Here is a 24322-nt window from a genome sequence, read left to right as displayed (position 1 = left end):
CAATTTCAAAATGCTCTTGAAATCTGAAATGCCCTAGCCCAGATGGAAACGGCATCCTGTTGTCCCGGGGTTTGGGACAACAGATATAGTGGACAGCTGGAAATAGCTCTAAATTACAATTCAATGAAATCGCCTATTTCAAGAAGCATCAAGTCTTTTCCTTTGTCAAAAAACTTTTTGATAGCTTCTTCGTGATTGATTTCGATATAGCCAAAGGTATCATAATGAATACCTAGGATCTTATCGCAGTCCACAAAATCGGAGGCGATTATGGCATCATCAACATCCATAGTGAAATTGTCGCCGATAGGAAAAATTGCTAAATCAAGTTTAGTCCGCATTGGGATAAGTTTCATGTCCATAGTTAAGGCTGTATCGCCTGCAATATAGATGTTTTTGTGTTCGCCTTCGATTACAAAACCGCCCGGATTGCCTCCATTGCTGCCATCAGGAAATGAACTGGAATGAATTGCGTTGACATATTTTACTTTTCCAAAATCGAAATTCCAGCTTCCGCCATGATTCATTGGGTGTGATTGAAAACCTTTTTTACCATAATATCCTGCGATTTCAGCATTGGAAATAATTACGGCATTGGTTCTTTTGGCAATAGCTTCGACATCGAGTATATGATCGCCGTGTGCATGAGTCAACAGAATAAAATCGGCCTCCAGCGTATTAATATCAATATGTGAAGCTTTTGGATTTGCCGAAATATAAGGGTCAACGATAATTTTCCTGCCACTTACTTCAACTCCCAAAGAGGCGTGACCGTAGAATGTTATTTTCATTTTTTTTAGCTTATGATTGTTAGACTAACGAGTGCTTTTTTTGAAATTGTAATTGATTTTTGACATTGTCTCTTATCTTCCTCCTAAGAAAACATTCACAATGATGTCCGAAATCAGCGAAATCATTGATAAAGACAATAATATTGAAAGCAAAAAGGTACTCAAAGCTACTTTTTTCAATTCTGGATCAAGCAGTTTTGGATCTTGATTTTTAGAAACTGTGATTAAATGCTTTGTCAGCGGAATATATGCCAATAAAAACAAGTATTGATCAAAACGGAAATTACTCAGAACAGCAAAAGCAATTACCGAAACCATAGCGGTAATGATTAAGAAATAATGGTACTTTTTAGCTTTTTCAGAACCAATTTTCACCACGACTGTGTTTTTTCCTGATTTAGCATCCGATGCCTGATCACGCATATTGTTCAGATTCAAAACTGCTACGCTCAACAATCCGACAGCGATTGCAGGCAAAATTAAAATGGCGTCTAATTGTTTTGAATACAAAAAATTAACTCCAAGCGTACTTACCAAACCAAAGAAAACAAAGACAAATATATCTCCATAGCCACGATATCCGTAAGCAGAACTTCCGACAGTATAACGAATTGCAGAAGCTATAGCCAAAATTCCTAATACCAAGTAAAACAAAGAATACACAAGATTACTCTCTCCAAAAGCTAAGTAAATCAAGAATATGGCCGAAAATAATGTAAGCACTGAAGTAATCACCAAAGCTTTTTTCATTGCCTGCGGAGTGATTACACCGCTTTGAATAGCACGTTTTGGCCCTACTCTGTCTTCATTGTCGGTCCCTTTTACACCGTCACCGTAGTCATTAGCAAAATTGGAAAGCACCTGCAGCCCCAAAGTTGTTAATAATGCAAACGCAAATATTTTCCAGTTGAAAACTTCACTTGGTGTCAGTATCTCATTGGTTGGGTTTGCCTGTGCATACATACTTCCCACTATAATTCCGGATACGGATAATGGTAATGTTCTTAATCTTGCTGCTTCAATCCAGTGTTTCATTTTTGTTGTTTAAATGTTAAGAGTTTTAAAAATTTAAAACCATTTTCTAACTTCTTCTTTTTACATCCAATTGCTGTCGGAAGTTTCCATTTCGTAAAGCCAAAGATTGACGTATTGTTTTATTGCCGTAAAATTACCCAAATGAAAACTAATATTTCCACCTGCGGTATGCAAAGTTAAGGATCCTATATTGATATTTTTGTGCCAAAACAACTGTGAAGTTGTAATCGCCTGAATTTTATGAGGTAAAATAATTTTATTGGTAATATCCCATGCACCGCTCTGAAGGATTATAAAGTCATCATTGATATAAAGCCGGTTGTTTCTGAATATAAAAAACTGAATAATCCCAACAAAAATAACATATAGCATAACAAAATAATCAATATTCGGCAATTCCTCTATTATCAAATCTCTAACAAAATAGTAACCTAACAACGGTAATCCGATCGTCAGAAAAACAGAAAAACCAAGCTTTCTAAAATTAGGCTTTAGCATCACTCCTTTTTCAGGGATTTTTTTAAATAATAATTTCAGAATTTCGTCTTTCTCTAATTTATTACAGCCTGGAATTTCAATATGCTGTTTGTGGTCTTCTTTTTCCCCTCCCGTGGCCTGTTTTATTTTCAGATGTAAAATATCCATTTTCTTTTGAAAAAAATTCTGAGTAACACTTGTAATCTGCACTTTTTCAGGCTTTATGATCGTTATTTTAGTATTTAACAGCCCATAAGAAAGTAACAACGAACCTTTTTGTCTTGCAATTTTATAATCAAAAAAAGTAAAAATGGTTTTAACTAAATTAATAACGATAACAGTCAAAAAGAAAAGAATAAATAAAATCAAAAATACTGCAGCAATTTGATTGGCATCAACATAATCCTCTATATTTTCATCATGTAAAATATCTCTTCCAGTAATTTGCTTGATGTGATCAAAAAGCGAAATAAAAAATGCCAACAATATAAAAAAGCTTTTTACATAATTAGACGTAATTCCGATTTTCAGCAAACTCAAAAAACTGATTTTCATAAAAGGAATTTCTGCATCAGCTGTTTTTTCTGCAAAAAATTCATCAGAATCTATATGAGCGTTTGCATTAACTGTACTTTTTTTATCATTTTCTAATAAACGAGCCTTTAAGTCTAAAGCTAATGCATGTGAAATGGCTTTTATATTTCCTTCCTTTTTATTGGAACCAGCGGTATCAACTGCCAATTCAAAAACACCAGCCAATCTTTGGATCAAGGATTGGTTAATATTTACCTGCTGAATTTTAAAAAGGTGAATAGCTGTTTTAGTTTTATTAAAAACACCTTCGGTAATAATAAATTCGTCACTATCCTGATCGATATAAAAAGTAAAATTTAAATATTTTAAATAGGAAATGATTCCAATAATGATAAAAATAGCCAAAGTACCTCCAAACAAATAGCCTTTGTTAATTTCATTGAATTTAAAAATCCAAATGACCAAAATCGGCCATAAAGCCTTGGCATATTCCTGAAGAGAATAGAAAAATAGTACCAAAATCCCCACAATGGACTGTCGTTGCGGCTGATTAAAATCGGCACTCATTATAATTGTTTTTGAATTTTACCCATCAACAGCTGTTTGATGTTCTCGGCCTGTTCTTTTGCAATTCCAGGTATCATTATATCACTTGAACTGCCTCCTGCAGTAAAGATTTCGACTTTAGCCAAACCAAAAAAACGAGAAATCAAGCCTTCATGTAAAGATACATGCTGCACTCTGTTATAAGGAATTACAAGAGTATTAGTAGCAATTATTCCGTGTCTGAATAATACATCGTGATTTCTAAAAGCAAAACCTTTTTTCTTAAAACTCAATCTCGAAAAGAAAATCACGATAACCAATAAAACCATGTAAAGAATACATAATTCAAGAATAAATGGAGTTAATTCATTATCAAAAAACAATAAAATCCCTCCTCCTATTCCAACAATCAAGAAGAATGTGGCAAGCGATATTAAAATCACTTTCCAATAATCAGGATGTAAAACCGAGAATTCAACTTCCTCATATTTTGGCAATTGGGTCGTATCTATTGTTTCGTTTGTGAAATTTTCCATTTTATAATTATTTCAAATTTCAGGTTTTAAGTTTAAGATTTAACTTAAAACCTGAAACCATTTAAAACTTAGCAGTTTAGAATCTCAGTAACTTAGAAGCTTTATTTACGGCAGCCATTTTTTTTCAAAATTTGGTTTACGCTTTTCAAGAAACGCGTTTCTTCCTTCTTTGGCTTCTTCCGTCATATATGCAAGTCTCGTCGCTTCACCAGCAAAAACTTGTTGCCCTACCATACCATCATCAGTAAGATTCATAGCAAATTTCAGCATTTTAATCGATGTTGGCGATTTAGCCAATACCTCCTGGGCCCACTGATAAGCAGTTTCTTCCAATTCATCGTGAGGAATAACGGCATTGACCATACCCATTTCAAAAGCCTCTTGAGCAGAATAATTGCGACCCAAGAAGAAAATTTCACGGGCTTTTTTCTGTCCAACCATTTTGGCAAGATAAGCAGATCCATATCCCCCGTCAAAACTTGTAACATCAGCATCTGTCTGTTTAAAAACAGCATGCTCTTTACTCGCCAAAGTCATATCACAAACCACATGTAAACTATGACCTCCGCCAACTGCCCAACCAGGAACGACCGCAATAACCACTTTCGGCATAAAACGAATCAATCGCTGAACTTCAAGAATATTCAAACGATGCTGCCCGTCATCTCCCACATAACCTTGGTGTCCACGGGCATTTTGATCCCCACCGCTGCAAAACGAGTACACTCCATCCTTAGTCGAAGGTCCTTCAGCAGAAAGCAAAACCACTCCTATCGAAGTATCCTCTTGTGCATCATAAAAAGCTTGATATAATTCAGATGTCGTTTTTGGTCTAAAAGCGTTGCGTACATTAGGTCTGTTAAATGCAATTCGCGCAACACCATTGCATTTTTTATAAGTTATATCTTCAAATTCTCTGGCGGTTATCCAATCCATTCTGTATATATTTTAATTATTTAGTGTAAAAATAAGGCATTTTTTTTCAATTTTAAAGCAAAAACACGCTCAACTCCTCGTTATTAAACTAAATTTTTATATGCATTCATCATTTGAAATACTAAAAACAATATTTGAGCGAGAATCTTTTAATGCCAAAATAAAAGCATTTAGAAGTCAGTTTAGAGGAGTTAAGAAAGATAGATTTCTTCCTCTTCAGATTATTATTACAATTTCGGCAGAAATCAAAGAAAAAAGAACCTTCATCCAAATTTCAGATAATGGAAAAGGAATCGAAAAAGAAATTGAGAGCAAAATATTCCTGCCATTCTTTACAACCCGCAAAGAGGGAGCTGGAATTGGCTTAACTTTATCCAAAAATATTACCTAATCACATGGCGGTTATCTTGCTTATCGAAAAAATGAAGATGGCAAAACTACTTTTGCAATTTGTTTGGTTGATCAGTAATTCTTCCACTTTAGATTATCAATCATGGATTGATTCCCTTTTTGAAAGCCAAAGGAGATAAAATTCTCACAAATTAAAAAGCTTCATTCTTTTTTAAAGGAATGAAGCTTTTTTTTGTACTCAGAGCGGGACTTGAACCCGCACGAACATTGCTGTTCACTGGATTTTAAGTCCAGCGTGTCTACCAATTTCACCATCCGAGCATTTATGTGGTACCTCCAGGGATCGAACCAGGGACACATGGATTTTCAGTCCATTGCTCTACCATCTGAGCTAAGGTACCTAAGAATGAAAATATTCAAATCTTAATAAAAAACCCCGTTTCGTTATGAAACAGGGTTTTTATAAAGAAAGGCAGCGACATACTCTCCCACATAACTGCAGTACCATCTGCGCAGGCGGGCTTAACTACTCTGTTCGGGATGGGAAGAGGTGAGCCCCGCCGCAATAACCACCTTAAGGCCGTTGTTACTTGAGGTAACATTACATTAATAATTAATAACTTATAATTAATAATTGCAATAATATCTTAACATACTGAGATAAAGAATATAAAAAGTTTTAGAAAGTTTCTTCTCCCGATTTTCATCGGGAGAGGAGGCGTACATAAGCTTACGGGTTATTAGTACTACTCGACTATGACATTACTGCCTTTACATCTATAGCCTATCAACGTGGTCATCTTCCACGACCCTTAAAAGAAATCTCATCTTGTGGTGGGTTTCGCGCTTATATGCTTTCAGCGCTTATCCCTTCCCAACGTAGCTACTCTGCGGTGCCCCTGGCGGGACAACAGATACACTAGAGGTTAGTCCAATTCGGTCCTCTCGTACTAGAATCAGATCCACTCAAATTTCTAACGCCCACAGTAGATAGAGACCGAACTGTCTCACGACGTTCTGAACCCAGCTCGCGTGCCACTTTAATGGGCGAACAGCCCAACCCTTGGGACCTTCTCCAGCCCCAGGATGTGACGAGCCGACATCGAGGTGCCAAACCCCCCCGTCGATATGAGCTCTTGGGGGAGATCAGCCTGTTATCCCCGGCGTACCTTTTATCCTTTGAGCGATGGCCCTTCCATGCGGAACCACCGGATCACTATGCTCTACTTTCGTACCTGATCGACCTGTATGTCTCTCAGTCAAGCTCCCTTATGCCATTGCACTCTACGCACGGTTACCAAGCGTACTGAGGGAACCTTTAGAAGCCTCCGTTACTCTTTTGGAGGCGACCACCCCAGTCAAACTACCCACCAAGCAATGTCCCCCCGGTTGGGGGTTAGGCCTCAGATAAACAAAGGGTTGTATTTCAACAATGACTCCACAACGCCTGGCGACGCCACTTCACAGTCTCCAACCTATCCTACACATCATTTATCCAAGGTCAATACTAAGCTATAGTAAAGGTGCACAGGGTCTTTTCGTCCCACTGCGGGTAAACGGCATCTTCACCGTTACTACAATTTCACCGAGCTCATGGCTGAGACAGTGTCCAGATCGTTACACCATTCGTGCAGGTCGGAACTTACCCGACAAGGAATTTCGCTACCTTAGGACCGTTATAGTTACGGCCGCCGTTTACTGGGGCTTCAATTCAATGCTTCTCCGAAGATAACATCTCCTCTTAACCTTCCAGCACCGGGCAGGTGTCAGGCCCTATACTTCATCTTACGATTTTGCAGAGCCCTGTGTTTTTGATAAACAGTCGCCTGGACCTCTTCACTGCGGCCCCGATTACTCGGGGCGACCCTTCTCCCGAAGTTACGGGTCTATTTTGCCTAATTCCTTAGCCATGAATCTCTCGAGCACCTTAGGATTCTCTCCTCGACTACCTGTGTCGGTTTACGGTACGGGTACTGATTACCTGAAGTTTAGAGGTTTTTCTTGGAAGCCCTTAGGCGCACTATCTCTTTGTCCGAAGACTCCGAGTACTATCGTATTTCCCCAAAAGATGTGGATTTGCCTGCATCTCTTATAGGTAGGTACTTCAACGAACTATTCCGTCAGTTCGCGGCGCTTTCATCACTCCGTCACCCCATCACAGTAATCACTAGTACGGGAATATTAACCCGTTGGCCATCGACTGTCCCTTTCGGGTTCGCCTTAGGTCCCGACTAACCCACAGCTGATTAGCATAGCTGTGGAAACCTTAGTCTTTCGGTGTGCGGGTTTCTCGCCCGCATTATCGTTACTTATGCCTACATTTTCTTTTCTAACCAGTCCAGCATACCTTACGATACACCTTCAGCCCTGTTAGAATGCTCCCCTACCACTTTACATTGCTGTAAAATCCATAGCTTCGGTAATATGTTTATGCCCGATTATTATCCATGCTCGTCCGCTCGACTAGTGAGCTGTTACGCACTCTTTAAATGAATGGCTGCTTCCAAGCCAACATCCTAGCTGTCTGGGCAGACAAACCTCGTTCTTTCAACTTAACATATATTTGGGGACCTTAGCTGATGGTCTGGGTTCTTTCCCTCTCGGACTTGGACCTTAGCACCCAAGCCCTCACTGCAAGGAAACATTATATAGCATTCGGAGTTTGTCAGGAATTGGTAGGCGGTGAAGCCCCCGCATCCAATCAGTAGCTCTACCTCTATATAACTTATGCCTTGCGCTGCACCTAAATGCATTTCGGGGAGTACGAGCTATTTCCGAGTTTGATTGGCCTTTCACCCCTACCCACAGGTCATCCGAAGACTTTTCAACGTCAACCGGTTCGGACCTCCACACTGTGTTACCAGCGCTTCATCCTGCCCATGGGTAGATCACACGGTTTCGCGTCTAACACTACTGACTAAAGCGCCCTATTCAGACTCGCTTTCGCTACGGATCCGTGGCTTAACCACTTATCCTTGCCAGCAACGTTAACTCGTAGGCTCATTATGCAAAAGGCACGCCGTCACCCCACGAAAGGGCTCCGACCGCTTGTAAGCGTATGGTTTCAGGATCTATTTCACTCCGTTATTCACGGTTCTTTTCACCTTTCCCTCACGGTACTGGTTCACTATCGGTCTCTCAGGAGTATTTAGCCTTAGCGGATGGTCCCGCCAAATTCAGACAGGGTTTCACGTGCCCCGCCCTACTCAGGATACCACTATCCTTTACACTTGTTACCTATACAAGACTATCACTCTCTTTGGTTCTGCTTTCCAGCAGATTCTAGTTCCTTGTGCAAGAAATGTCGTGGTCCTACAACCCCAGAACTGCCGTAACAGCACTGGTTTGGGCTAATCCGCGTTCGCTCGCCACTACTTACGGAATCACTTTTGTTTTCTTCTCCTCCGCCTACTTAGATGTTTCAGTTCAGCGGGTTTGCCCACCTATCGGTGTGCTATGTCTTCAACATAGCGGGTTGCCCCATTCAGGTATTTACGGATCTATCGATGTGTGCTCGTCCCCGTAACTTTTCGCAGCTTATCACGCCTTTCTTCGCCTCTGAGAGCCTAGGCATCCCCCATACGCCCTTATTTTGCTTATTGTACTTACGGTTTATTGCTTTTTTTGTTAATTCTTTATAGTTTTGCAACTATAAAATAAAAACTATTAACAACAAACGCATTTGTTCTTTCTACTTTTTATTATTTCTTATCTCAATATGTCAATGAACTTTCTAAAGCTTTAGGCTTTAAGCAATACGCTTTAAGCTTTTTTAGCTTATGGCCTACAGCCATTTGTGGAGAATAACGGAGTCGAACCGTTGACCTCCTGCGTGCAAGGCAGGCGCTCTAGCCAGCTGAGCTAATCCCCCATTTTTTTAGCTTTCAGTTATCAGCCGTCAGCTTTCAGCGGATTGTTGATAACTCAACTTCTAAAATTTCCTTCTTTTAAGTTAAATAGTAGTCCCGGGCAGACTCGAACTGCCGACCCCTACATTATCAGTGTAGTACTCTAACCAGCTGAGCTACGAGACTCTGTTTTTACTTAATTTTTATTCTTTTTTTTTAAATTAACAGCAAGAGTAATATAATCTTCATATTTGAAACCAAAAGTCTCTTCGTCTTCTTTCTTTGGCGTGCACTTGGCTAACACCAAAGCTCTAGAAAGGAGGTGTTCCAGCCGCACCTTCCGGTACGGCTACCTTGTTACGACTTAGCCCTAGTTACCAGTTTTACCCTAGGCAGCTCCTTGCGGTCACCGACTTCAGGCACCCCCAGCTTCCATGGCTTGACGGGCGGTGTGTACAAGGCCCGGGAACGTATTCACCGGATCATGGCTGATATCCGATTACTAGCGATTCCAGCTTCACGGAGTCGAGTTGCAGACTCCGATCCGAACTGTGACCGGTTTTATAGATTCGCTCCTCCTCACGAAGTGGCTGCTCTCTGTACCGGCCATTGTAGCACGTGTGTAGCCCAAGGCGTAAGGGCCGTGATGATTTGACGTCATCCCCACCTTCCTCACAGTTTGCACTGGCAGTCTCGTTAGAGTTCCCGACATGACTCGATGGCAACTAACAACAGGGGTTGCGCTCGTTATAGGACTTAACCTGACACCTCACGGCACGAGCTGACGACAACCATGCAGCACCTTGTAAACTGTCTTACGAAAGGTCTGTTTCCAAACCGGTCAGTCTACATTTAAGCCTTGGTAAGGTTCCTCGCGTATCATCGAATTAAACCACATGCTCCACCGCTTGTGCGGGCCCCCGTCAATTCCTTTGAGTTTCAGGCTTGCGCCCGTACTCCCCAGGTGGGATACTTATCACTTTCGCTTAGCCACTGAAGTTGCCCCCAACAGCTAGTATCCATCGTTTACGGCGTGGACTACCAGGGTATCTAATCCTGTTCGCTACCCACGCTTTCGTCCATCAGCGTCAATCCACTGGTAGTAACCTGCCTTCGCAATTGGTATTCCATGTAATCTCTAAGCATTTCACCGCTACACTACATATTCTAGTTACTTCCCAGTAATTCAAGTCTGGCAGTATCAATGGCCGTTCCACCGTTGAGCGATGGGCTTTCACCACTGACTTACCAAACCGCCTACGGACCCTTTAAACCCAATGATTCCGGATAACGCTTGGATCCTCCGTATTACCGCGGCTGCTGGCACGGAGTTAGCCGATCCTTATTCTTACGATACCGTCAAGCTCCTACACGTAGGAGTGTTTCTTCTCGTACAAAAGCAGTTTACAATCCATAGGACCGTCATCCTGCACGCGGCATGGCTGGATCAGGCTTGCGCCCATTGTCCAATATTCCTCACTGCTGCCTCCCGTAGGAGTCTGGTCCGTGTCTCAGTACCAGTGTGGGGGATCTCCCTCTCAGGACCCCTACCCATCGTAGCCTTGGTAAGCCGTTACCTTACCAACAAGCTAATGGGACGCATGCTCATCTTTCACCGTTGGAACTTTAATAATGGGCTGATGCCAGCTCATTATACTATGAGGTATTAATCCAAATTTCTCTGGGCTATCCCTCTGTGAAAGGCAGATTGCATACGCGTTACGCACCCGTGCGCCGGTCTCTATCTCCGAAGAAATATACCCCTCGACTTGCATGTGTTAAGCCTGCCGCTAGCGTTCATCCTGAGCCAGGATCAAACTCTTCATCGTATATTATTTAGTCTTGCGACTTATTTATTATTCGACTCAGTCTCTATTGGTCTTTATTCAAATCTTAACGATTCTATTACTCTTATTTTATTTGTTCTGATCTAGTCGTTGCAGTGCAACGCCTCTACCAAAACGGCTGTCAATTCAATATGTCTAGGAACGTGTTCTTCTTTATTTTCTCACTTATCGTTATTGCGATTAGCGGGTGCAAAAGTAACAATTCTTTTTTAACCAGCAAGATTATTTTGAAGTTTTTTTGAAAAATTTTATCTCTCTTTCTTCTCATCTCTTACTCAGTCTATCAAGGAACGTTACGCATTTTGCGGGGTGCAAAAGTAACTCACTTTTTTAAATTCTGCAAGCTTTTTAAATCTTTTTTTCGAAAATGTCTTTCCGTTTTGATCTCTTCGGCCTGTCAGTACTTTAAGGAACGCTGTCGCTGTTGCGGGTGCAAAAGTAGACAGTTTTTCCGTTTAAACAATGCCTTTTCGTGATTATTTTTTGTTTATTTTTTAATACACTGGTAACCTCAGGGTTATAACTGCTCGTTTTGAGGTTTTTTGAATTCTGAAAGGTGATTTTGGAAAGTTTTATCGGTTTTAGCAGGATTTTAAGCTATCGAACATGTTATTTAACTCGTAGAAACCGCCCCCGCCCTGCGGGCAACACTCCAAAAGCAGGAAATTCGCCTCAAACTTATTATTGGTCTCTTTTCTAATTATCCTATACATATATTAAGAGCAGATCTCTCTTATGAAATACCAAAACCATAGCCCAGATGGAAACCTACCGTGTGGACACAAATACAATTTCGTTATTTTTATCACTAAATAAAGATATAATATGCGAAGATATTTTACAGACATTGATGATTCTCGACTATTAAAAAGGAGTAATTTAATATTAGATAGTTTATTTCATAATTGTGTTCATTCGGTACGTCAGCTTACACAAAGCGATTCAGAATGTAAAGCAGTTTATCGTTTCTTGCAGAACAAAAGAGTTTCAGAATCGAAATTAATTAAAAACATGTCAGCAAACTGCTGTTTTTCAGCTCAAGACAAAACAGTTTTATGTATACAGGACACAAGTGAGATCAATTTATATAATCATAAAAACAGAGTTAAAAAAGACGAATTTATAGGATTGACTAATGCTGCAGCAAAAGGAGGAATTGGATTTTTACTGCATCCTAGTTTCGTTATAGATGCTTATAGTTTTGTTCCGTATGGCTTTTCAGATGTAAAAATATGGAACAGGCCTTTAGAGAAACTTACAAAAAAGGAAAGGAATTATAATTTGCTTCCAATTGAAGAAAAGGAATCTTATAAATGGATAGAATCTTCCCAAAAATCCAAGGAAGTTTTAGAGAAATCAAAAAAAGTCATCATCATTCAGGATCGAGAAGGTGATATTTATGAGCAATTTGCAATGATTCCAGATCAAAAGACGGAATTATTGGTAAGAGCAAGAGCAAACAGAACGCTACTAAACAAGGTTAAATTGTTTAGTTTTATAGCCAATGAACCTCTTAAAGGGAAATATACGATAGAATTAGAAGGTGATAAAAGAAGAAATATAAACAAACGGGAAGCTACCTTAGAAGTTAGATTTTCTGAAGTAACTATCCAAAAAAATGATTTAGTTTCAAAGAATGCACCCAAAAGCCTTGATTTATATATCATCGAAGCAAAAGAAATTGGCGATAACATTGATAATCCAATATGCTGGAGATTACTAACAACCATTAAAGTCTTAGACCTAGACACAGCCTTAAAATGTATCGAATGGTATACTTGTAGATGGATTATAGAAGAGGTTTTTAGAATTCTAAAAAAGGAAGGATTTAATATAGAAGCAAGCGAATTAGGTTCTGCAAAATCTATTCGAAAATTGTCTTTAATGATGATGGAGACAATTGTCAAACTATTTTTAATGCAAATAGCATATAGTATTCCAGAGGAAGAAATAGAAGCGAGAAGTTGTTTTTCAGATCAAGAACTTGAATGTTTAGAATATCAAATGATAAAATTAGAAGGAAAAACAGAAAAATTAAAAAATCCTCATATCCAAAAGGATTTAAAAAGATATGTTTGGGTTATTGCAAGGCTTGGTGGATGGAAAGGATATGCAAGTGGGAGAAAACCAGGAATAACCACTTTCTCTATCGGAATACAGAAATTTGCTTCAATAATGGAGGGATGGCAATTGTTTTTAGATGTGTCCACACGGTAGGATGGAAACGGCATCCTATTGTCACGGGGTTCGGGACAATAGATACAGTGGACAGCTGGAAATTGCTCCTGATCATTAGTTAATAAAAAAAGAGAAACAATTACCTTAATAATTATCTCTCCTAAATATATTAATTAATTTCATTTATTTTTTAACCCAAGCTTCGTCCAGCTTTTCATAATCTATTGGTTTTGCCGGCTCTTGTTTTCTAAGTCTGCCAGATTCGAACCCTCTGACTAATATAGTTTCTATTAAATAGTCCTCATTAACTACAAACGGTTCATATTTCATTTTCAAATCAATATTAAACATATTGGCAGTTGTATTTGACCAAAATGCTTTCCATCCGCTTTTGAGGTTTTTAATTAATTCATAAGTTGTAGTTCCAGTTTGTCTATCTATTAATTTAACTAAGATCTGTCCTTGTTTTCTGGAAAGCTTTTTTAATCGATCTTCAAACTCGTTGCTTAAATAATCTTCAACAATTTTGAAATATCTCTTTTTATCCTTGTTATTTGTAAACTTAGCCATTCCTCGATTTAACGAAGTCAGTCTTTCGGAAGCAATTCTTGCATATGGATATGTAGCATAAACTCTTCTTTGGAGTAATAAAAACTGCTTTTTATCCTCGTCACTCATTTTGTGTTTTTCGATTACTAGTTCAGGAAGCACAATCGTATCGCCAAAAATACTATCGGCTTCTGTCAAGACATAACCCATTGGAATATTATCATTTTTTGGGTCTTGGGCATGAACAGAAAGTGATATCAAAAAACAGAAAAATAAAATTTTATAAAACTTCATGGGGAATTATTTTTAACACAAAATTATACATTAAATATAGAACTATAAAGACAAATATTTAATTTAGCGAAAAATTATTTTATATGAGTACTGAATCAATATTGAATGCATCATCTATTACCTTTTTAGAGAAATACCTGAACAACGCATCCCCTACCGGCTTTGAAAGCGAAGGGCAAAAAATATGGATGGATTATTTAAAACCATACGTAGATACTTTTATTACTGATACCTATGGAACTGCTGTGGGAGTTATTAATCCTGACGCTCCATACAAAGTTGTCATAGAAGGCCATGCTGATGAAATCGCCTGGTATGTTAACTATATTACCGATGATGGATTAGTTTATGTAATACGCAATGGAGGTTCTGATCATCAAATTGCACCATCGAAGCGTGTAAATATCCATACTAAAAACGGAATTGTAAAAGGAGTTTTTGGATGGCCTGCTATTCACACCAGAAATAGAGATAAAGAAGAAAACCCTAAGATTAGTAATATTTTCATTGATTTGGGATGCGAAACCAAAGAACAAGTCGAAAAATTAGGAGTTCATGTAGGCTGCGTGATTACTTATCCTGATGAGTTTATGATTATGAACGAGAATAAATTTGTTTGTCGAGCTATCGATAATAGAATGGGAGGCTTTATGATTGCTGAAGTTGCTCGTTTATTACATGAAAATAATATAAAATTACCTTTTGGTTTGTATATTACCAATGCAGTTCAGGAAGAAGTTGGCCTTAGAGGTGCGGAAATGATTACGCAAACCATAAAACCAAATGTTGCTATTATTACAGATGTTTGCCACGATTCAACAACACCAATGATTGATAAAAAAATTGAGGGTGATACTAAAATTGGTAAAGGACCAGTTGTTACTTATGCTCCAGCTGTTCAAAACAATCTGAGAGAATTAATTCTGGATACGGCTGTAGAAAAAAACATTCCGTTTCAGCGTCTGGCTTCTTCAAGAGTTACCGGTACAGATACTGATGCTTTTGCTTATAGCAATGGTGGCGTTGCTTCTGCTTTGATTTCGCTTCCGTTGCGATACATGCATACCACAGTCGAAATGGTACATCGTGAAGATGTTGAAAACGTAATCAAATTGATTTATGAAACGTTATTGAAGATTGAAAACAACGAAACCTTCTCGTATTTCAAATAATTGAAGGAATACAAAACATACATTCGGCTATTTGTTTTAATAGCCGAATGTATATTATCAATGCTCTATGAAAATTTTATTACTCGAAGACGATTTTACTTTATCTAAAGAAATCTCAGCATTCTTTAACTCAAAAGAATTCGAGTGTTTTCCTTATTATGACGGAGCATTATTATTAAAAAAATATTTACCCTACGAATATGATTTAGTAGTTCTTGATATCAATGTTCCCGGAAAAAATGGAATAGATGTCTGCAAAGGCATTCGGGAGATTGATAAAAAAACACCTATTTTAATGTTAACTGCGTTTAGCGAAATTGAAGACAAATTAGCTTCTTTTGATAATGGAGCCGATGATTATCTGGTAAAACCTTTTCACTTCGAAGAACTTTTTGCCCGTATTTTATCTTTATTAAGGCGGAAAGAAATTCCTCAGCAAACACAGCAGAAAATTATTGTTCAGGATTTAGAAATACTGGAAGATGAAATGAAAATTTATCGCTCCGGCATTGAAATCAAATTAACTCCTAAAGAATTTAAATTGATTTTGATTTTGGCACATGCCAAAGGGAAAGTAGTATCCAAACAGTTTATAGCCGAAAAACTTTGGGATTATCATATAGAAACCAACCAAAATACAATTGAAGTATATATCAATTTTTTGAGAAAAAAAATCGATAAAGACCACGATATAAAACTTCTTCACACCAAAATTGGTTACGGATATTATCTAAACGATCAGGAATGACCTTAAAAAACAGAATATCACTTTTAGTCAGCTTGCTGTTTACAATCCTTTTTGGACTGGCTTCAACTTTGATATTTGTTTTGTATTCCAATTTTAGAAAAGAAGAATTTCGGGATCGATTAGAAATAAAAGCCCTTTCCAATATCAAACTTCTGGTAAATGTAAAAGAAGTTGATGATCAGCTTTTAAAAATGATTGATCAAAATTCGATTAACAAACTGTATGACGAAAAAACATTAGTATTTGACTCAAACTACAAACTTATTTACAGCAGTATTGACGACGCCAAAATTAACTGGTCAATTAATGACCTGAAATACCTCAAAAAACACAAAACCTTCTTTAAACAACAAGGCAATTATGAAGTGTATGGTGTTTTTTATGATACCAAAGACAGAGATTTTTATGCCTTAATATCAGCAACTGATGATTACGGAAAAAGAAAACTGCTTTTTCTTAGATATACCTTAATAGTATCATATATCTTTTTCACCTGTATTTGCTGGGTTTTAACGTCATTTATGGTAAAAAAAGCGATGAATCCTTTAAATATTTTTCATCAAAAAATAAAAAACATAAACGAGAATAATCTCGACACCAGAGTCAGTTTAAAAGACAATAAAAACGAAATTGATTTGATTGCCAATGAATTTAATTTCATGATGGACCGAATCGAGATTTCCTATCAAAAACAAAAAGATTTTACAGCTCACGCTTCGCATGAACTTCGAACTCCGTTGTCCAGAATCACTTCTCAAATCGAAAATGTGGTTTCGGATCCTGCAACATCCGATAAAGGGAAGTCTTTTCTGAAAGTAATTTTATCCGACGTAAATCAGCTGACACAGCTGATACATTCCTTATTGATCCTTTCGAAAATCGACAACAAAGATCGCGAAAATAACGAAGTGCATCGAATGGATGAAATTCTGTTTTCGGCCATCGAAAACCTGAACAAGAGCTTTCCGGATTTTGTAATTCATTTTGAAATGGAAGAAAGCGACAGTTTAGATTCCGCTTTGGAAATTAAAGGAAATAAAAATCTTTTAGAAATTGCTTTGGGCAATGTTTTAAAAAATGCCTGTATTTACTCAGAGAACAAGCAAGCCAAAGTAAAAATCAGCACCCAAAACAATCATCTTGTCATTTCAGTTTACAATACTGGGGAAACTTTGAATGAAATAGAACAAGAGAATCTTTTTCAGCCATTTATGCGCGGTACAAATGCAAAAGGAACTTCGGGTTTTGGCTTAGGCCTGCGTATCGTACAACGCATACTCACTCTGCATAACTGCACCATCACCTACAGTATTCCAGAAAAAAACACTAATTTATTTCAACTGTTTTTTTATTAATAGTCATTTTTAAGGTGTTTTTAAGGTAGATCTTAAGGTCTCTTAAAGTCTGATGATAGCATATTTGTATCAAATAAAACCGATACAATGAAAAAGTTATCTGCACTACTATTTCTGATTTTAATAAATCAGGTGAGTTTAGCTCAAAAAACAGTCACTCTACAGAACTGTGAAAGCCAGTTTCTTAAAAACAATCTCTTTTTGCTGGCCTCTCAATATAATATTGATGCTTCAAAAGCACTGACTATTCAAGCCCGAATTTGGGATAACCCGACAATTACAGCACAATTAAACGCTTATAATCCTGAAAGAAATCAATATTTTGATATTGGAAAAGACGGTCAAAAAGCTTTTGGTATTGAACAGCTGATTTATTTAGGCGGAAAAAAACGCAATGAAATAAAACTATTTCAAACCAATGAACAACTGGCCGAACTGCAGTTTAATGATCTTTTACGAACATTAAAATTGCAATTGCGCAAGAGCTTCTACACAGTTTACTACAACACGAAGAGCCTTGAAACTACCGATGAACAGCTTTCGCACATTGAAGATTTAATCAGCTCCTACTCTATTCAGGCGCAAAAAGGAAATGTACCGCTAAAAGATGTTGTCCGCCTGCAATCCCTATATCTTAATTTTAAAAACGAGCGAATGGAAGTTGTAAATAATAATATTGAAGAGCAAGGCAATTTAAGACTACTGCTTAATTCTACTGAGAATGTGATCCCGGAAGTTTCAAAAGAGGAGTTCAATAAATACCTAAAAACTATTGATTTTAATTTAAAATCATTTGAAGAGGAAGCTATTGCCAACAGACCTGATTATTTAGCTAAACAAAAAGAAATCGAAGCAAATGAACTAAATGTAAAATGGCAAAAATCACTTGCTGTTCCCGATCTTACGCTGGGAGCAAATTACGATCAAAGAAGTGGTGCTTTTGAAAAAGAAGCAAATGTAACCATTGGAATTCCGCTGCCTCTTTGGAACAAAAACAAAGGAAATATCAAATATGCCAAAACCATTCTGGAACAATCTAAAGTTGAAAAGCAAAATTTTGAACTTCAATTACAAACCGAAATTACTTCGGCTTGGAATAAATGGGATGAATCCCGCAAAAACTATACGGTCATAAAACCAACCGTTAATGCCGATTTTGAAGCCGTCTACAATGGAATGCTGACGAATTTCCAAAAAAGAAATGTCAGTTTATTAGAATTCACCGATTTCATGGAAAGCTACAATCAGGCAACTATTCAGGTTAATGAGCTAAAGAAAAAGCTGGCACTTTCTGCCGAAGAATTCAATAGTACAATCAGTAAAGACTTATTTTAAAACTAAATACTAATGAAACATACACTAATTATAGGAATTGCACTTGTAAGTTTAACCGTTACAAGCTGTAAAAAGGAAGCCGAAAATCCTCAGACCAATACTTCCTTTGCTTTAAGCGATACGATGCTAAAAACCACTACAACCGCCATAGCACAAACTCAAAAAGTAAAAAATGAATTGAGTTTTTACGGAAAAATTACGGCCGATAACAACAAAATGATTGACGTGTACCCTCTTGTGGGCGGAAACGTTGTCAAGGTAAATGTCGAACTTGGCGATTATGTAAAAAAAGGACAGGTTTTAGCTACCATAAAAAGCACTGATATTGCCGATTTTGAAAAACAATCGCTCGACGCAAAAAGTGATTTACTGGTTGCCAAAAACAATCTGAAAGTTGCTCAGGAATTATTTGACGGAAAATTAAATTCTGAAAGCGATGTACTTCAGGCAAAATCGGAGGTGGCAAAAGCGCAGTCTCAATTGAGCAAAATTCAGGAGACTTATAAAATCTACAATATCAAAGCGGGGTCTATTTATGAAGTGACGGCGCCAATCAGCGGTTTTATTATTCAAAAAAGTATTAATCAGGATATGCTTCTGCGCTCGGACCGCTCAGAAAACATATTCGATATTGCCGAAATCAGCGAAGTTTGGGCCATGGCAAACATCAACGAAATTGATATTAATAAAGTAAAATTAGGAATCGATGCCGATGTAACAACTTTGAGTTATCCCGATAAAATTTTTAAAGGGAAAGTCGATAAAATCTTTAATGTAATCGATCCCGAAACCAAAGCCATGCAGGCAAGAATTAAACTGCAAAATCCAGGGTATCTATTGAAACCCGACATGAATGCAAATATTAAACTGTCCTATAACGAAGACAAATCGATGATAGCTATTCCGAGCAATGCCATTGTTTTTGATAAAAGCAAAAACTTTGTCATGATTTTTAAAGACCGTCATAATATAGAAACCAGAGAAGTTGAAGTCTATAGCGTTGTAGGCGACACCACCTATATTTCGAGCGGTTTAAAAGAAAATGAAAAAGTTATTACCAACAATCAGCTATTTATTTATCGCTCTTTAAACGATTAAACCATGAACAAATTCATCAGAAACATTATTGCTTTTTCGCTTAAGAATAAAGCATTTACCTTTTTTTGGGTTGGAATACTGGCTGTTGCAGGATTTATTTCTTTCAAAAATATGCCAATTGATGCCTTTCCGGATGTCACCAATACTCAAATCATCATTATTACACAGTGGAATGGTAAAAGTGCTGAGGAAGTAGAACGATTTGTAACATCACCGATCGAAATTTCGATGAACTCGGTGCAGAAAAAAACCAGCGTTCGCAGTATTACAATGTTTGGACTATCGGTTATCAAAATTATTTTTGATGACGGTGTCGATGATACTTTTGCCCGCTTGCAGGTCAATAATTTATTAAAAAATGTCTCTCTTCCCGATGATGTCGAACCCGATGTACAGCCTCCTTATGGACCAACTGGGGAAATTTTCAGATATATTGTAAAAAGTAACAGCAGAGACAGCAGAGAATTATTAACCTACCAAAACTGGGTAATCGACAAACAGCTTCGTGCCGTTCCCGGTGTTGCCGATTTGAATGTTTTTGGCGGTCAGACAAAAACGTATGAAGTAGGTGTTGATCCTATTAAATTAGCCAAATACAACATCACTCCTTTGCAGGTTTACAATGCCGTAAATGCCGGAAACTTAAATGTTGGCGGTGATATTATCGAAAAAAACGGTCAGGCCTTTGTTGTTCGAGGTGTAGGGCTCTTAAAATCGATTCCGGATATTGAAAACATTATTGTTGATGATGCCGGAGGAAATCCGATTTTGGTCAAAAATGTAGCCTCGGTTTATGAAAGTTCAATGCCAAGAGTCGGGCAGACAGGAATTGGAAAAAATGATGATGCCGTTGAAGGAATTGTCGTAATGCGCAAGGGCGAAAATGCTCAGGAAACATTGGCTTTAATCAAAGATAAAATCAAAGACTTAAATGAAAATGTTCTTCCAAAAGATATAAAAATTGAAACTTTCTATGATCGTGATAATCTGATGAATTTCACGACCGAAACAGTAATGCATAATTTGTTCGAAGGAATTATTCTGGTTACCTGCGTAGTTTTTCTTTTCATGGCCGACTGGAGAACAACTTTTACGGTTTCAATTGTTATTCCGCTTTCGTTATTGTTTGCTTTTCTGTGTTTGAAACTAATGGGAATGAGCGCCAATCTGCTGAGTTTGGGTGCAGTCGATTTTGGAATCATCATCGACGGCGCTGTAGTCATGGTCGAAGGATTATTTGTCGTATTGGATCATCGGGCACATCAGCTGGGAATGACAGCATACAACAAAATTGCAAAAGGCAGTCTGATTAAAAAAACGGGAGCTGAAATGGGAAAAGCCATTTTCTTTTCTAAATTAATCATCATAACTGCTTTGCTGCCAATATTCGCATTCCAGAAAGTAGAAGGTAAAATGTTTTCGCCCCTCGCCTATACACTTGGCTTTGCATTAATTGGAGCGTTGCTTTTTACTTTAACATTAGTTCCGGTTTTATCGCACATTCTTTTGAATAAAAATGTAAAAGAAAAAAACAATCCGTTTGTAAACTTTTGGGACCGAATAATAAGTAAAGGTTTTGCCTGGACATTTAAACATAAAATAAAAACATTAATTGCTTCGGTTGCGATATTAGTTACCGTTTTCTTTTCGGCAACATTTTTAGGAACGGAGTTTTTACCACAATTAAATGAAGGGGCTTTGTGGGTAACAGCAGAATTGCCAATGAGTACCTCCCTGCCCGAAAGTGTACAGACTGCATCAATAATCCGAAAAGATCTGGAAAGTTTTCCCGAAGTAAAAAAGGTGCTGTCACAGACCGGCCGAAGTAATGACGGAACAGATCCGAACGGATTTGGGTTTATTCAGCTTCAGGTTGATTTAAAACCAAAATCAGACTGGACCCGAAAAATTTCGATGGATGATTTAATTAATGAAATGGATACCAAATTAAAAGTACATCAGGGAATTACTTATAATTATTCACAGCCTGTTATTGATAATGTAGCCGAATCGGTAGCTGGGTTTAAAGCTTCAAATGCGGTAAAAATTTATGGTGACGATTTAGACAAACTAGATGAACTTTCGAATGAAGTTTTAGCAAAAATAAAAAATATCCCTGGTATCAAAGATGCCGGTATTCTTAGAAATGTTGGACAGCCGGAAATCAGTGTAATTTTAGACAGAGAAAAAATGGCCGCTTATGGCGTAACATTAAGCGATGCACAGGCTGTTTTAGAACTGGCTTTTGGAGGAAAAACAGCCACTCAAAAGTATGAAGATGAAAAGAAATTTGATGTAAGAGTTCGTTTCTCCAAAGAATACCGCAAAGATGAAGAAGATTTGGCAGAGCTAAAAGTTCCAACAATCAGTGGTGCCAAAATTCCGCTAAAAGAAATTTGCGACCTTAAAACAGTTACTGGGCCGGCTTTTATTTACAGAGATAATACCAAACGTTTCATTGGGGTAAAATTCTCTGTCCGCGATCGTGATTTAGGAAGTACAATAGCCGAAGCACAACAAAAAGTGGCAGAAATCAAGATGCCGGCTGGCTACACAACAGGATGGACAGGAGAATTTGAAAATCAGGTTCGTGCCAGTGCCCGACTAGCTCAGGTTGTACCGATAAGTTTACTGGGAATATTTGTTTTGTTGTTTATTTTATTCGGAAACATTAAAGATTCTTTGCTTGTTTTAGCAAATGTACCTTTTGCGATCATCGGCGGAATTTTGGCTTTGCATATTACAGGAATGAATTTTGGAATTTCGGCTGGTGTAGGTTTTATTGCTCTTTTGGGAATTTGTATTCAAAATGGAGTAATCCTGATATCGGAATTTCATCATAATCTGAAGGCAAAATTCTCGCTCGAGGAATCGATTTTCATGGGAGTAAAAGCCAGAACAAGAGCTGTAATTATGACCGCTTTAATGGCATCTATAGGTTTGATGCCTGCAGCAATTTCAACAGGAATTGGTTCTGAATCTCAAAAACCTTTGGCAATCGTGATAATTGGAGGTTTAGTTACCGCAACTATACTAACATTATTAGTTTTCCCGATTATATTCTGGGTATTCAACCGTAAAAAACACGCTAGAATTGAATAATGGTTTTGAAATAAGTTAATTGGTTAAATATTTTTTCGACAAAAGCATCATTTTTTTAATGGTGCTTTTTTTTGTAATCTTTTTAAATATTGTGATTCTTTTTTACATAAAAACATTTTCTTTTAAAGGAATAAAAGAATATCAAAAAACAGAAATAAAATTAATTTTTAAGCCTAATAAAGTTAGCTTTCTGTCGTAAATTTACACATACTTTTTAAACAAAATACTTTCCTCATGGATGTAGAAATACTAGCCCGCATACAATTTGCCTTCACAATCGCCTTTCATTATATCTATCCTCCATTAAGTATCGGCATCGGCTTAATAATGGTAATCATGGAAGGACTTTATCTCAAAACCGGAAATAAAGATTATGAAATCCTGACTCGTTTTTGGATCAAGATATTTGCTATAACTTTTGGAATCGGGGTTGCTACCGGAATTATAATGGAGTTTGAATTTGGAACCAACTGGGCAGTTTATTCGCGTTATGTTGGTGATATTTTTGGAAGTGCATTAGCCGCCGAAGGTTTGTTTGCTTTTGGTCTGGAGAGCACTTTTCTGGGAGTACTGCTTTTTGGATGGAATCGCGTAAAACCTTGGGTACATTTTGTATCGGCATTGGGTGTTTTTTTAGGATCAATGTTTTCTGCGGTTTGGATTGTAGTTGCCAATTCCTGGCAGCAGACGCCTGCAGGTTATCATATTGTTGGAACAGGTTTACATGCCCGGGCTGAAGTGACCGATTTTTGGGCCATGGTTTTCAATCCGTCTAGTGTGGACAGAATTATTCATACTTGGCAGGGGGCAATTTTGGCAGGAGCTTTTTTAGTTTTAAGTGTTCATGCTTATTACATTAGGAAAGGCCGTTATGTCGAAATATCAAAAAAGGCATTCAAAATTTCTTTAGCAGTTGCTGCAATTTTTTCGCTTACCCAATTGATTTCTGGCCACAGCACAGCTGATGGAGTTGCGGTAAATCAGCCTGCAAAACTCGCTGCTATGGAAGGACATTTTGAAAAAGATAAACCTGCCGATTTATATCTTGTTGGCTGGGTTGATAAAGAACAGCAAAAAGTTACCGGAATAGGAATTCCCGGCGGATTGTCTTTCCTTGTACATCAGGATTTTGATGCCCAAATAAAAGGCTTGAATAATTTCCCAGCTGAGGACAGACCGAGCCAGATAAACGCTGTTTTTCAATTCTACCATATTATGGTTGTAATTGGAATGTTTTTAATTGGACTCACATTGTACTCCAGTTTTTTATGGTGGCGTGGCAGATTATTTGAAAAAAAATGGCTTTTGTGGATTTTTTCTTTTTCCGTTATTTTGCCTCAAATAGCCAATCAGGTTGGATGGTTCACTGCCGAAATGGGAAGACAGCCTTGGGTTGTTTACGGGCAGTTAAGAACCAGCAAAGCTTTTTCTCAAGAAGTTTCTTCACAGCAGATTGTTTTTTCTTTGGTTATGTTCACTGTAGTTTATTCATTATTGCTAGCTTTATTTCTATATACTGTAAATAAAAAAATAAAGCACGGTCCTTATGACGAATCAGAAAAAGCAGTAACATTCAAATCCTTTTAATCT

The 24322-nt window shown here is 37.6% G+C and carries 15 protein-coding genes, 4 tRNA genes, 3 rRNA genes and 1 pseudogene; 10 read left to right on the top strand and 13 right to left on the bottom strand.

What is annotated here, in order from left to right; all coding sequences use genetic code 11:
* Window positions 1-113: 113 nt before the first annotated feature.
* From OZP07_RS10645 to OZP07_RS10625, 5 genes are all read right to left on the bottom strand, one after another.
* Window positions 114-791: a metal-dependent hydrolase gene (locus OZP07_RS10645; RefSeq protein WP_281638328.1), complete on the bottom strand. Its 678-nt coding sequence runs from the start codon at window positions 789-791 to the stop codon at window positions 114-116.
* 72 nt (window positions 792-863) lie between these two features.
* Window positions 864-1826: a 1,4-dihydroxy-2-naphthoate octaprenyltransferase gene (menA, locus tag OZP07_RS10640; protein ID WP_194641711.1), complete on the bottom strand. Its 963-nt coding sequence runs from the start codon at window positions 1824-1826 to the stop codon at window positions 864-866.
* A gap of 60 nt (window positions 1827-1886) precedes the next feature.
* The gene (locus OZP07_RS10635; RefSeq protein WP_281638327.1) at window positions 1887-3404 is read right to left on the bottom strand and encodes a PH domain-containing protein; all 1518 of its coding nucleotides are present in this window, start codon (window positions 3402-3404) and stop codon (window positions 1887-1889) included.
* Window positions 3404-3919: a PH domain-containing protein gene (locus tag OZP07_RS10630; RefSeq protein WP_194641709.1), complete on the bottom strand. Its 516-nt coding sequence runs from the start codon at window positions 3917-3919 to the stop codon at window positions 3404-3406. Before OZP07_RS10630 ends, OZP07_RS10635 begins: the two co-directional genes overlap by 1 nt.
* Before the next feature lie 105 nt (window positions 3920-4024).
* Window positions 4025-4855: a 1,4-dihydroxy-2-naphthoyl-CoA synthase gene (locus OZP07_RS10625; RefSeq protein WP_194641708.1), complete on the bottom strand. Its 831-nt coding sequence runs from the start codon at window positions 4853-4855 to the stop codon at window positions 4025-4027.
* Window positions 4856-4955: 100 nt separating this feature from the next.
* On the opposite strand from OZP07_RS10625, the gene OZP07_RS22250 reads away from it, so the two are divergent.
* Window positions 4956-5246, top strand: a complete 291-nt coding sequence (locus tag OZP07_RS22250) for an ATP-binding protein (protein ID WP_432419555.1) — start codon at window positions 4956-4958, stop codon at window positions 5244-5246.
* 195 nt (window positions 5247-5441) lie between these two features.
* On the opposite strand, the gene OZP07_RS10615 is transcribed toward OZP07_RS22250, so the two are convergent.
* From OZP07_RS10615 to OZP07_RS10585, 7 genes are all read right to left on the bottom strand, one after another.
* Window positions 5442-5527: transfer RNA gene (locus OZP07_RS10615), tRNA-Leu, on the bottom strand.
* A 7-nt stretch (window positions 5528-5534) separates the two neighbouring features.
* Window positions 5535-5607: transfer RNA gene (locus OZP07_RS10610), tRNA-Phe, on the bottom strand.
* A gap of 66 nt (window positions 5608-5673) precedes the next feature.
* Window positions 5674-5783: ribosomal RNA gene (rrf, locus tag OZP07_RS10605) — 5S ribosomal RNA — on the bottom strand.
* A 143-nt stretch (window positions 5784-5926) separates the two neighbouring features.
* Window positions 5927-8808: ribosomal RNA gene (locus OZP07_RS10600) — 23S ribosomal RNA — on the bottom strand.
* A gap of 195 nt (window positions 8809-9003) precedes the next feature.
* Window positions 9004-9077, bottom strand: a tRNA-Ala gene (locus tag OZP07_RS10595).
* 89 nt (window positions 9078-9166) lie between these two features.
* A tRNA-Ile gene (locus tag OZP07_RS10590) sits at window positions 9167-9240 on the bottom strand.
* A gap of 129 nt (window positions 9241-9369) precedes the next feature.
* Window positions 9370-10883, bottom strand: a 16S ribosomal RNA gene (locus OZP07_RS10585).
* The 16S, 23S and 5S rRNA genes sit together here with 4 tRNA genes alongside, the layout of an rRNA operon.
* Window positions 10884-11726: 843 nt before the next feature.
* On the opposite strand from OZP07_RS10585, the pseudogene OZP07_RS22245 reads away from it, so the two are divergent.
* Both OZP07_RS22245 and OZP07_RS10580 read left to right on the top strand, forming a co-directional pair.
* Window positions 11727-11828, top strand: a pseudogene (locus OZP07_RS22245) (hypothetical protein); the annotation flags it as partial.
* Between the two features lie 84 nt (window positions 11829-11912).
* Window positions 11913-13118, top strand: a complete 1206-nt coding sequence (locus OZP07_RS10580; protein ID WP_281635697.1) for an IS4 family transposase — start codon at window positions 11913-11915, stop codon at window positions 13116-13118.
* A 144-nt stretch (window positions 13119-13262) separates the two neighbouring features.
* Here the strand turns inward: OZP07_RS10580 and OZP07_RS10575 are convergent, their stop codons facing one another.
* Entirely contained in the window at window positions 13263-13922 is a 660-nt protein-coding gene (locus OZP07_RS10575; RefSeq protein ID WP_194643490.1) for a DUF4294 domain-containing protein, read from the bottom strand.
* A gap of 83 nt (window positions 13923-14005) precedes the next feature.
* On the opposite strand from OZP07_RS10575, the gene OZP07_RS10570 reads away from it, so the two are divergent.
* From OZP07_RS10570 to OZP07_RS10540, 7 genes are all read left to right on the top strand, one after another.
* Window positions 14006-15094, top strand: coding sequence for a M42 family metallopeptidase (locus OZP07_RS10570; RefSeq protein ID WP_194643488.1), 1089 nt, complete (start codon window positions 14006-14008; stop codon window positions 15092-15094).
* 67 nt (window positions 15095-15161) lie between these two features.
* On the top strand, window positions 15162-15842 hold the full coding sequence (locus OZP07_RS10565; RefSeq protein WP_194643486.1) for a response regulator transcription factor: 681 nt from the start codon (window positions 15162-15164) through the stop codon (window positions 15840-15842).
* The gene (locus OZP07_RS10560) at window positions 15839-17197 is read left to right on the top strand and encodes a sensor histidine kinase (protein ID WP_281638326.1); all 1359 of its coding nucleotides are present in this window, start codon (window positions 15839-15841) and stop codon (window positions 17195-17197) included. Before OZP07_RS10565 ends, OZP07_RS10560 begins: the two co-directional genes overlap by 4 nt.
* An 87-nt stretch (window positions 17198-17284) precedes the next feature.
* Window positions 17285-18532 (top strand): TolC family protein, encoded by a 1248-nt coding sequence (locus OZP07_RS10555; RefSeq protein WP_281638325.1) that lies wholly within the window; start codon window positions 17285-17287, stop codon window positions 18530-18532.
* Window positions 18533-18544: 12 nt separating this feature from the next.
* Complete coding sequence (locus OZP07_RS10550) at window positions 18545-19630, top strand: efflux RND transporter periplasmic adaptor subunit (protein WP_194643481.1); 1086 nt, start codon at window positions 18545-18547, stop codon at window positions 19628-19630.
* 3 nt (window positions 19631-19633) lie between these two features.
* The gene (locus OZP07_RS10545) at window positions 19634-22732 is read left to right on the top strand and encodes an efflux RND transporter permease subunit (RefSeq protein WP_281638324.1); all 3099 of its coding nucleotides are present in this window, start codon (window positions 19634-19636) and stop codon (window positions 22730-22732) included.
* 234 nt (window positions 22733-22966) lie between these two features.
* Entirely contained in the window at window positions 22967-24319 is a 1353-nt protein-coding gene (locus OZP07_RS10540) for a cytochrome ubiquinol oxidase subunit I (RefSeq protein ID WP_194643477.1), read from the top strand.
* Window positions 24320-24322 lie beyond the last annotated feature (3 nt).

This window comes from Flavobacterium marginilacus, from assembly GCF_026870155.1.
Taxonomy (GTDB): Bacteria; Bacteroidota; Bacteroidia; order Flavobacteriales; family Flavobacteriaceae; genus Flavobacterium; species Flavobacterium marginilacus.
This window is presented reverse-complemented; position numbering and strand designations above follow the sequence as displayed.